The organism is Pseudomonas sp. Ag1 (genome assembly GCF_000278565.1).
In the GTDB taxonomy this organism is placed as follows: Bacteria; Pseudomonadota; Gammaproteobacteria; order Pseudomonadales; family Pseudomonadaceae; genus Aquipseudomonas.
Genome location: NZ_AKVH01000029.1, coordinates 1 through 10,634, shown reverse-complemented (window position 1 = coordinate 10,634; position 10,634 = coordinate 1). Strand labels below are relative to the sequence as shown.

9 protein-coding genes and 1 pseudogene are annotated in these 10,634 nt (G+C 62.3%); all 10 read right to left on the bottom strand.

All coding sequences use genetic code 11. The features are described from left to right. Positions 1-90: 90 nt before the first annotated feature. Positions 91-891 carry an N-formylglutamate deformylase gene (hutG, locus tag A462_RS31795; RefSeq protein WP_008430272.1) on the bottom strand — a complete coding sequence of 267 codons (801 nt, stop codon included), beginning with the start codon at positions 889-891 and terminating at the stop codon, positions 91-93. 11 nt (positions 892-902) lie between these two features. Next, complete coding sequence (hutI, locus tag A462_RS31800) at positions 903-2,108, bottom strand: imidazolonepropionase (RefSeq protein ID WP_003209269.1); 1,206 nt, start codon at positions 2,106-2,108, stop codon at positions 903-905. Between the two features lie 16 nt (positions 2,109-2,124). Then, entirely contained in the window at positions 2,125-3,531 is a 1,407-nt protein-coding gene (locus tag A462_RS31805; protein WP_008430271.1) for an amino acid permease, read from the bottom strand. A 182-nt stretch (positions 3,532-3,713) separates the two neighbouring features. Continuing rightward, positions 3,714-5,252 carry a histidine ammonia-lyase gene (gene hutH, locus A462_RS31810; protein WP_085984627.1) on the bottom strand — a complete coding sequence of 513 codons (1,539 nt, stop codon included), beginning with the start codon at positions 5,250-5,252 and terminating at the stop codon, positions 3,714-3,716. A gap of 114 nt (positions 5,253-5,366) precedes the next feature. Next, positions 5,367-6,890 carry a histidine ammonia-lyase gene (gene hutH / locus A462_RS31815; RefSeq protein ID WP_003209264.1) on the bottom strand — a complete coding sequence of 508 codons (1,524 nt, stop codon included), beginning with the start codon at positions 6,888-6,890 and terminating at the stop codon, positions 5,367-5,369. A gap of 146 nt (positions 6,891-7,036) precedes the next feature. Continuing rightward, complete coding sequence (locus A462_RS31820; protein ID WP_008430269.1) at positions 7,037-7,861, bottom strand: quaternary amine ABC transporter ATP-binding protein; 825 nt, start codon at positions 7,859-7,861, stop codon at positions 7,037-7,039. Beyond that, positions 7,858-8,709, bottom strand: coding sequence for an ABC transporter permease (locus A462_RS31825; protein WP_003209260.1), 852 nt, complete (start codon positions 8,707-8,709; stop codon positions 7,858-7,860). Before A462_RS31825 ends, A462_RS31820 begins: the two co-directional genes overlap by 4 nt. A gap of 71 nt (positions 8,710-8,780) precedes the next feature. Continuing rightward, a pseudogene (locus A462_RS34140) lies at positions 8,781-8,928 on the bottom strand (histidine ABC transporter substrate-binding protein); the annotation flags it as partial. After that, on the bottom strand, positions 8,915-10,354 hold the full coding sequence (locus A462_RS31830; RefSeq protein ID WP_003209258.1) for a purine-cytosine permease family protein: 1,440 nt from the start codon (positions 10,352-10,354) through the stop codon (positions 8,915-8,917). The pseudogene A462_RS34140 and the gene A462_RS31830, both read right to left, overlap by 14 nt. A gap of 142 nt (positions 10,355-10,496) precedes the next feature. Then, positions 10,497-10,634: urocanate hydratase (locus A462_RS33005; protein WP_008430265.1), on the bottom strand; the 138-nt coding region annotated here is incomplete at its 5' end.

The window sequence follows — 10,634 nt, the reverse complement described above, 5'->3', positions numbered from 1 at the left end:
CTCCCACATTCGACCGTGTTCCTCCTGAAGAAACACGGTCGAATGTGGGAGCGGGCTTGCTCGCGAAAGCTATCTCAGCAGCGACGCCACTCAGGAGTAATGCCGCTTGCCCCACGCCAGGAACCCTTCCAGCAGTTCCTTCAACACCACCCGCGTCGGCTCGGCCAGGTCGGCGCGATAACGGAAGGGCTCAAACTCTTCCATGTAGGTGCACTGCCCCAACTCCAGCTGCACGGCGTGGATGTTCTCGGCCGGGTTGCCGTAGTGCCGGGTGATGTGCCCGCCCTTGAAGCGCCCGTTGAGCACATGGCTGTACTGCGGGTGGCCGGCACAGATGGCTTCCAGTTCGCTGGCCAGCTGCGGATCGCAGGCCGCGCCGTTGAAGGTGCCGAGGTTGAAGTCCGGCAGCTTGCCTTCGAACAGGTGCGGGATCACCGAGCGGATCGAGTGCGCATCAAACAGCAGCGCATAACCGAACTCGGCCTTGAGTCGGGCCAGTTCGTTTTGCAGGGTGCGGTGATACGGCGTCCACACCTTCTCCAGGTACGTGGCGCGCTCGGCCTTGGACGGTTCCAGGCCTTCGCGGAACAGCGGCTCACCGTCAAACAGTGTCGCCGGGTACAGGCCGGTGGTTGCGCCAACGTACAGCGGCTTGTCGTCTGAAGGCCGGTTCAGGTCGATGACAAAGCGCGAATACTCCGCCGCCAGGGTGCTGGCGCCCAGCGCTTCGGCGAAGTCGTACAGCGTGGGAATGTGCCAGTCGGTGTCCGGCAGGCTTTGCGCCTCGGGGATCAGCCCGGCTTGCACCGCCGGCGTCAGGCGCAGGCCCGCGTGGGGCATGCTGATCAGCAGCGGCACACGGCCTTGTTTGAAGTTCAGAACCTTATCCACAGCGGTACTCCTTAAACGGTGACTTCGACGCCGTGGCGCACGACGCGTTTATCCAGCTCGCCACCCAGCCAGTAGGCCAGGTCGGCGGGACGATCAATCTGCCAGGCGACAAAATCCGCGACCTTGCCCACTTCCAGCGAGCCATGGCTGTTGCCCAGGCCCAGGGCGGTGGCCGCGTGTTGCGTGGCGCCGGCCAGGGCTTCTTCCGGGGTCATGCGGAACAGGGTGCAGGCCATGTTCAGCATCAGGCGCACCGACAACGCCGGCGAGGTGCCCGGGTTGAGGTCGCTGGCGATCGCGATCTTCACGCCGTGCTTGCGCAGGGCATCCATCGGCGGCAACTGGGTTTCCCGCAGGAAGTAGAACGCGCCCGGCAGCAGCACCGCGACGGTGCCGGAAGCGGCCATGGCGATGGCGTCTTCCTCGGTCATGAATTCCAGGTGGTCCGCCGACAGCGCCTGGTACCGCGCCGCCAGGCTGGAGCCATGCAGGGACGACAACTGTTCGGCGTGCAGTTTTACCGGCAAGCCAAGTTTCCGGGCGGCGATGAACACGCGCTCCACCTGCTCCGGTGAGAACGCCAGGTACTCACAGAAGGCGTCGACCGCGTCCACCAGGCCTTCCGCTGCCAGCGCCGGGAGCATTTCGGTGCAGATGTGATCGATGTAGGCATCGGCCCGGTCCACGTACTCCGGCGGCAACGCATGCGCCGCCAGGCAGGTGCTGCGCACACTGACCGGCAACTCGGCGCCGAGGCGACGGATCACCCGCAGGATCTTGCGCTCGCTGGCCAGGTCCAGGCCGTAGCCGGACTTGATCTCGACGGTGGTTACACCGTCGCGCAGCAAACTGCGCAGGCGCTTGTGGCCGCTGGCAAACAGTTCATCTTCGCTCGCCGCACGCGTGGCGCGCACGGTGCTGGCAATACCGCCACCGGCCGCTGCGATCTCGGCGTAGCTCACGCCTTGCAGCCGCTGCTCGAACTCGCCGCTGCGATTGCCGCCGAACACCGTGTGGGTGTGGCAGTCGATCAGCCCGGGCGTGACCCACGCCCCTTGCAGGTCATGGGTGGTTGCGTAGTTCGCATCCGGCAGATCGGCGCGCGGGCCGATCCACTCGATGAGCGTGCCCGAGGTAACAATGGCGGCGTCCTCGATGATCGAGTAGTTGCCCTGGGCCATGGTTGCAACGTGGCAGTGTTGCCAAAGCGTTTTCATCAACGCCTCCATTAGGTTATCGATGAGACAAAGCCGGGTCGTAGTGGACCTTGGCCGTTTGCCCGGCGGCGGGCTTGACCCACAGCAGATAGGCGACGATCAGCAAGACGATCCACACGGCGCCGACCATAAGAGCGGCCTGGGTGTCCGGGAAGTAACCCAGCACGCCGAAGATGAACAGCATGAACACGATGGCGGCCGCTGGCGCGTAGGGCCAGAACGGCACCGGGAATTTCAGCTCGGCAATCTGTTCCCTGGTCATCGAGCGACGCATGGCCACCTGGGTGACCAGGATCATCAGCCATACCCACACCGTGGCGAAGGTCGCAATCGAGGCGATGACCAGGAACACGTTTTCCGGGATCAGGTAATTGAGCACCACACCGCCGAGCAACGCGGCGCCCATCACCACTACGGTCATCCACGGCACGCCCTGGCTCGACAGTTGGGCAAAACCCTTGGGCGCCTGCCCTTGCTGGGCCAGGCCATACATCATGCGACCGGCGCCGAAGATGTCGCTGTTGATGGCCGAGACGGCGGCCGAGATCACCACAATGTTAAGAATGGTCGCCGCCGAGCCTATCCCCAGGTTGCTGAAGATCTGCACGAACGGGCTGCCCTGGCTGCCGATCTGCGGCCACGGGTAGATCGCCATCAGCACAAACAACGTCAGCACGTAGAACAGCAGGATACGCAGCGGCACGGCGTTGATTGCCTTGGGGATCACCCGCTGCGGGTCCTTGGCTTCGCCGGCGGTGATGCCGATGATTTCGATGCCGCCAAACGCAAACATCACCACCGCGAAGGACGCGATCAAGCCACCCACGCCGTTAGGCATGAAGCCACCGTGGGCCCACAGGTTGCTGAGGCCGGTAGCGGGTGCTTCGCCCGCCGAGTGAATACCGAACAGCATGATGCCGAAGCCGCCGAGGATCATTGCGACAATGGCACCGACCTTGAGCAGCGACAGCCAGAACTCCATTTCGCCAAAGACTTTGACGTTGCACAGGTTCAGGCCGCCGATCAGCAACACGATGCCCAGCACCCAGACCCAGCGCGCGACTTCGGGAAACCAGAAGCCCATGTAGATGCCGAAGGCGGTGACGTCGGCGAGGCAGACGATGATCATTTCAAAGGCGTAGGTCCAGCCGAGGATAAAGCCGGCCATCGGGCCCAGGTAGGTACTGGCGTACTGGCCGAAGGAGCCGGACACCGGGTTATGCACGGCCATTTCGCCGAGGGCGCGCATGACCATGAACACCGCGGCGCCACCGATCAGGTAGGCCAGGAGCACGGCCGGGCCGGCCATCTGGATGGCGGAGGCAGAGCCGTAGAACAGCCCGGTACCGATCGCGGAACCGAGGGCCATGAAGCGAATATGTCGGGCGGAGAGCCCGCGTTTTAAACCTTTTTCCGAGTGCATTTCTCGTCCCTAATTATTTTTATCCTGAGAAAATTCGAATCTGTAGAAGATCAAATGTGGGAGCTGTCGAGCCCCAGCGAGGCTGCGATAGCGGTGGGTCGGGCTACGAAAGTGTTGCCTGTTCCGGCGCCATCGCAGCCTCGCCGGGGCTCGACAGCTCCCACACTGGATCGGTGTCGCTCTTACAAGCTCGGCAACAACTTCGCCGGCACCAGCTCGTTCAGGCAACGCGTTGCCAGCAGCTCACTGGCGGCATTGATGTCCGGCGCAAAGAAGCGGTCCTTCTCATAAAACGCAACTTTGCTGCGCAGGATCCCACGCGCCTTTTCCAGCGCCGGCGAAGTCTTCAAGCCATTGCGCAGGTCCAGGCCCTGGCAAGCCGCCAACCATTCCACCGCCAGCACACCGCGGGTGTTCTCGGCCATTTCCCACAGGCGCTTGCCCGCCGCCGGGGCCATCGACACGTGGTCTTCCTGGTTGGCTGACGTCGGCAGGCTGTCGACGCTATGGGGATGCGCCAGTGCCTTGTTCTCGCTGGCCAATGCCGCCGCCGTCACCTGGGCGATCATGAAGCCGGAGTTCACACCGCCATTGCCCACCAGGAAAGGCGGCAGTTGCGACATGTGCTTGTCCATCATCAACGAGATGCGACGCTCGCTCAGGGAGCCGATTTCCGCGATGGCCAGCGCCATGTTGTCCGCCGCCATGGCCACCGGTTCGGCGTGGAAGTTGCCACCGGAAATCACGTCACCTTCAGCCGCAAACACCAGCGGGTTATCCGACACGGCGTTGGCTTCCACCACCAGTACTTCGGCCGCCTGGCGGAACTGGGTCAGGCAGGCGCCCATGACTTGTGGCTGGCAACGCAGGGAGTACGGGTCCTGGACCTTGTCGCAGTTCTCGTGGGATTGCGACACTTCGCTGCTTTCACCCAGCAGGGCGCGATACGCGGCCGCAGAGTCGATCTGGCCGCGTTGGCCCCGGGCAGCGTGAATGCGGGCGTCGAATGGCGAGCGCGAACCCAGCACGGCTTCCACCGTCAGGGCGCCACAGGCCAGGGCACCGGCGAACAGATCTTCGCCCTCGAACAGCCCACGCAATGCATAAGCGGTGGAAACCTGGGTGCCGTTGAGCAGCGCCAGGCCTTCCTTGGCCGCCAGGGTCAGCGGCGTCAGGCCGGCAACTTTCAGCGCTTCGGTAGCTTCCAGCCATTCGCCTTTGTAGCGGGCCTTGCCTTCGCCCAGCAGCACCAGCGACATGTGGGCCAATGGTGCCAGGTCACCGGAGGCGCCCACCGAACCCTTCAGTGGAATGTGCGGGTAGACCTCGGCATTGATCAGGGCGATCAGCGCGTCGATCACCTGCCGGCGAATCCCGGAAAAACCCCGGCTCAGGCTGTTGACCTTGAGCACCATGACCAGCCGTACCAGCGCATCGCTGATGGGCTCACCGACGCCGGCGGCGTGGGACAGCACCAGGGAACGCTGGAGGTTTTCCAGGTCTTCGCTGGCAATGCGGGTCGAGGCCAGCAGGCCGAAACCGGTGTTGATGCCGTAGGCGGTGCGGTTCTCGGCGAGAATCTGCTCCACACAGGCGACACTGGCTTCGATCTGGGCCGAGGCGCTGTCATCCAGACTGAGGGTTACCGGCTGCTGGTAGATGGCCCGCAGTTGGGCAAGGCTCAGTTGGCCTGGAATCAGGTTTAGCGCAGTCACATTCATGCTCCTTTTGAGAGTGTTGTTAACTACCAGTCGCTCCGGATGCTTCCGTTATCCGCCGCTGTGCTCTTTTAGAGGATCAGTCGGCTTGGCACGCTGGTTATTGTTGGGAAAAGGTCAGTGCAAATTCGGTAGCGTGCGTTGCAGTAAATCGGCGTCCTTGAGCAACGCGGCGGTGGCTGCGATGTCTGGCGCCAGCCAGCGGTCCTGGTCGTAGGCCGGGACGTGTTCGCGCAGCAGCCGCCAGGCGGCATCGGTGCCGGCGCCGAAGCGTTGCTCCTGGAGGAACTCGAACGCCTGGGCCGCCAGCAAGTACTCGATGGCGAGGATCTGGGTGACGTTTTCCAGCACCGAATACAGCTTCAGCGCGGCGTTGGTGCCCATGCTCAGGTGGTCTTCCTGCAGGCCCGAGGTGACGAAGTTGTCGAGCACCGCCGGTTGCGCCAACTGGCGGTTTTGCCCGCACAGCGAGGCGGCGACGTACTGCACGATCATCATCCCGGAGTTGACCCCGGGGTTGCTTACCAGGAACGCCGGCAAACCACTGACGTGCGGGTTGATCAGACGGTCCAGGCGACGCTCGGCGATGGAGCCGATTTCGGCCATGGCGATGGCCAGCATGTCTGCCGCCAGGGCCACGGACTGCCCGTGGGGATTGGCCTGGGACACCACGCGGTAGTTGTCTGGCGTGCCGAGCACCAGCGGGTTATCGGTGGCGCCGTTGAGTTCGGTTTCGATCTGCCGGGTGGCGTGTTCCAGTTGGTCGCGGGCCGCGCCGTGCACCTGGGGAATCGAACGGATGCTCAGGGCGTCCTGGGTACGAATGCCTTTGCTGCTGGCGATCACTTCGCTGCCGTCCAGCAACGCGCGCAGGTTGATGCCCACTTGCTGCATGCCCGGGTGCGGCTTGAGCGCGATGATTTCTTCGTCGAAGGCGTCGATCTGGCCGCGCTGGCCTTCGAAGCTCATGGCACCGATCACATCGGCCCATTGCAGCAGGCGGTGCGCATCGGCCAGGGCCAGGCTGCTGAGGCCGGTCATGCACGGCGTGCCGTTGACCAGGCACAGCCCGTCCTTGGCACCGAGCACTACGGGCTGCAAACCTTCTTCAGCCAGCGCCTGGTGTGCGGGAACGATACGGCCCCGATAGCTGACGTCGCCGACGCCGAGCAAGGCGACGCCAATGTGCGCCATGTGGGTCAGGTAACCCACGGACCCCTGGGACGGCACTTGCGGCGTGATGCCATGGTTGAGCAGCCCCAGCAGCGAATGCACCACCTGCGGATGCAAGCCGGATTTGCCGTGGCTGTAGTTAATGATCGCCGCGCAAATGATCGCGCGGGTTTGCTCCACACTCAGTGGCGCACCGACGCCGCAGGCATGGCTGAGCAAGGTATTGCGCGACAGCCGGCTCAGTTGTTCGTCCTTGAGCGACACGTTGCACAAGGCGCCCAGGCCGGTGTTGATGCCGTAGGCGCGCTCGCCGCTGGTGACGATGCGCTGGACGATGGCCTGTGCATTGTCGATGCGAGCCCAGGCCTGGCCCGAGAGTTCGAGGATCGCACCGTGGCGAGCCACGGCGACCACGTCCTGCCAACGCATCGGGGCGTCGGCGATGATGATTTTTTCAGCCTGGGACATCGTTGACCTCTTCATGAAATTCGCAATTGTTGTGCAGCTTCACTGGCCTCATCGCAAGCGAGCCAGCTTCCACAGGGGAAACGCATTCCAAATGTGGGAGCTGGCTTGCCTGCGATAGCCTCAGCCAACTCACCACAAATATCGGATCAAACCACCGCCACCCGCCGCTGGACAAACCGGTTCACGTACTCATCCGCCGGTGAATGCAAAATCTCGCGGGGCGTGCCGACCTGGATCAGCTTGCCGTCCTTGAGGATCGCAATGCGGTTGCCGATGCGCACCGCCTCATCGAGGTCGTGGGTAATGAACACGATCGTCTTGTGCAGGGTCTTTTGCAGCTCCAATAACTGGTCTTGCATCTCGGCACGGATCAGCGGGTCGAGCGCACTGAACGCCTCGTCCATCAGGATGATGTCAGTGTCGGCCGCCAGCGCCCGGGCCAGGCCTACACGCTGACGCATGCCGCCGGAAAGTTGATGCGGGTATTTGTTTTCGTAGCCCTTGAGGCCCACGGTTTCGATCCAGTGCAGCGCACGCTCGGCGCACACTTGCCTGGTTTCACCACGCACTTTCAGGCCGTAGGCAACGTTGTCCAGCACACTCTTGTGAGGCAGCAGGCCAAAGCTCTGGAACACCATGCTGATCTTGTGTCGGCGGAATTGGCGCAAGGCTTCCATGTCCAGTTGCAGGATGTCTTCACCGTCCACCAGGATCGCACCGCTGGTAGGGTCGATCAGCCGGTTGAAGTGACGCACCAGGGTCGACTTGCCGGAACCCGACAGCCCCATGATCACGAAGATTTCACCGGTGTCGACGCTCAGGGACAGGTCGTTCACACCCACCACGCAACCAGTCTCGGCCAGCACCTCGTCCTTGGTCTTGCCCTGGCCAATCAACGCCAGTGCATCCTTGGAGCGGTTGCCGAAAATCTTGAATACGTTTTTGACTTCAATTTTGCTGACAGTAGTCATTTGCTCGCCTCATGCCGTGGACGACCATAGGCTTGCGTAATGCGGTCGATGACCACGGCAAGAATCACGATCGCCAGACCGGCTTCAAGGCCGCGTCCAACGTTGAGGGTCTGGATGCCCACCAGTACATCTTCACCCAGGCCACGGGCGCCGATCATCGAGGCGATCACCACCATCGACAGGGCCATCATGGTGGTCTGGTTGATCCCGGCCATGATGCTCGGCAGGGCCAGCGGCAGTTGCACGCCGAACAGTTGCTGCCAGCGGTTGGCACCGAAGGCGTTGATCGCTTCCATGACTTCACCGTCCACCTGGCGAATGCCCAGGTCGGTGAGACGAATCAGCGGCGGTGCGGCGTAGATCACCGTGGCGAAAATCGCCGGGACCTTGCCCAGGCCGAACAGCATCAACACCGGGATCAGGTACACGAAGCTGGGCATGGTCTGCATGATGTCCAGCAGCGGCATCAGCACCGAACGCAGGCGGTTGCTGCGGGCCGACAGAATCCCCAGGGGAATGCCGATCAGCACCGAGATCACCGTGGCCACCATCATCAGCGCCAGGGTTTGCATCAGCTTGTCCCACAGCCCGACCGCGCCCACCAGAAACAGCAGGCCGACGATCACGACGGTGGTGAACCACTTGCGAGTGGCATGCCAGGCAATACCGCCGACAATCAGCAACATCAACCACCAGGGCGCTGCGCGCAGCAAACCTTCCAGGTTAACGATGGCCCACAGCAACGTATCGGAGATGTGCCGGAACACATCGCCGTAGTTGGTCACCAGCGCATCGACCCAACTGTTGACCCAGTCGGCGATGGAAAACGTAAAACTCTCAGGAAACATAGTGTGCTCTCGATCCAGTGGATTGTGGCCGGACGCCCGGTTGCCTGTGGCGGCAACCGGAAACGCTCAACCTACAAGGCCGCGTCGATTTTCTTGGCTGCGTTGTCGCTCACCATGCGTGCCAGAGTTCAGGATGTCCCTTGAGGAAAGTTTTCGCCAGTTTTGCTGTTTCAATTCGCTGTTTGTCATGCGTACCGGGTTCTGGTTAAACAGGTTGAGCAACGGCGCCCTGCACATCGGGCAGCACGAGGCGCTCAGGAATCGGGCTGTGCCATTTTTTCGCAGCCCAGTAGTACAACGCCGCCGGCACCACCAGCCCGATGATCCACGAGATATCGGTGTCGCCCAGGCTCGCGACCAGTGGGCCGGTGTAGAAATGCGTCGAGATGAACGGCATCTGAATCAGCACGCCGAACACGTAGATGCTGATGCCCATCAGGTTCCAGCGACCGTAGCGACCGTTGGGGTTGGACAGGGCCGGGATGTCATAGCGCTCTTTGGTGATGCAGTAGAAGTCCACCAGGTTGATCGCACTCCAGGGCGTGAAAAACGCCAGCAGGAACAGGATGAACGCGGAGAAATCCTTGAGGAACGAGTCCTTGCCCAGCAACGCCAGCGCGGCGGCAATCGACACCATCACGAAGATGTACAACAGCCGCGTGCCACTGCCGATATGCCGGCTGCCACGGAAACCACTGATGATTGTCGCGATCGACATGAAGCTGCCGTAGGCGTTGAGGGTGGTGACGGTGACCTTGCCGAAGGCGATGCTGAAATACAGCAGCGCCGCGACGATCCCGGTGCCGCCCAGGCCGACGATAAACGACACTTCGTGGTGAGCGAATTGCGAGCCTGCCAGGGCTGCCGCAAACACACCGAACACCATCGAAGCCTGCGCGCCGATCACCGAACCGAGGCCCACGGCCCAGAAGGTTTTCGAGGCCTGCGTGCTGCGCGGCAAGTAGCGCGAGTAGTCCGCCACATACGGGCCGAACGCAATCTGCCAGGACGCCGAGAGGGAAATCGCCAGCAGGAAACTGCTGAGGGAAAAATGCTTGTTGCCCAGCAACGCACCGATGTCGTTACCGGCCAGCAGCCTGTAGAACAGGTACACGAAGGCAACCACCCCCAGCACGCTGGCGATGCGACCGATGCCGTGGATCACCCGGTAGCCGAAGATCGTAAACACCATGATCAGCCCCGCGAACAATACGATGCCGACCCAGTCTTCAACGTGAAGCAACTGCGCCACCGCCTGCCCCGCCAGCAATGAGCCGCTGGCGGAAAAACCGATGTACATCAGGCACACCAGCACCAGTGGAATCACCGCGCCATACACGCCGAACTGCACGCGGCTGGAGATCATCTGCGGCAAGCCCAGTTGCGGGCCTTGCGCCGCATGCAGGGCCATGACGCCACCGCCCAGCAGTTGACCGATCAACAGACCGATCAACGACCAGAACACATCACCGCCCAGCACCACGGCCAGGGCCCCGGTGACAATCGCAGTGATTTGCAGGTTGGCACCCAACCACAGGGTGAACTGACTCAATAGACGGCCGTGTCTTTCCGCTTCCGGGATGTAGTCGATCGAACGCCTTTCGATCAACGGGGTGGTGCTTGCACGAGCGTCTTTTACTGCCATTTATGTTCAACCTCTGATGGATTGTTTTTGGGTGAAACGCAGATCACATGTGGGAGCGGGCTTGCTCGCGAAAGCGATGGGTCAGCTAACGACTTCAGTGACTGATACACCGCATTCGCGAGCAAGCCCGCTCCCACATTAGTTATTTGATCATCGGGAGATTGAGGCCCTGCTCCTTGGCGCAGTCGATGGCGATCTGGTAGCCCGCATCCGCATGACGCATCACGCCGGTCGCCGGGTCGTTGTGCAGCACGCGAGCGATACGCTCGGCGGCTTCGTC

Coding starts and splice junctions, on each gene's coding strand:
- A462_RS31825 (WP_003209260.1), bottom strand. CDS start 8,709: ATGTTTCCTGAGAGTTTTACGTTTTCCATCGCCGACTGGGTCAACAGT.
- A462_RS31830 (WP_003209258.1), bottom strand. CDS start 10,354: ATGGCAGTAAAAGACGCTCGTGCAAGCACCACCCCGTTGATCGAAAGG.
- hutH (WP_085984627.1), bottom strand. CDS start 5,252: ATGAATGTGACTGCGCTAAACCTGATTCCAGGCCAACTGAGCCTTGCC.
- hutH (WP_003209264.1), bottom strand. CDS start 6,890: ATGTCCCAGGCTGAAAAAATCATCATCGCCGACGCCCCGATGCGTTGG.
- A462_RS31820 (WP_008430269.1), bottom strand. CDS start 7,861: ATGACTACTGTCAGCAAAATTGAAGTCAAAAACGTATTCAAGATTTTC.
- A462_RS31805 (WP_008430271.1), bottom strand. CDS start 3,531: ATGCACTCGGAAAAAGGTTTAAAACGCGGGCTCTCCGCCCGACATATT.
- hutI (WP_003209269.1), bottom strand. CDS start 2,108: ATGAAAACGCTTTGGCAACACTGCCACGTTGCAACCATGGCCCAGGGC.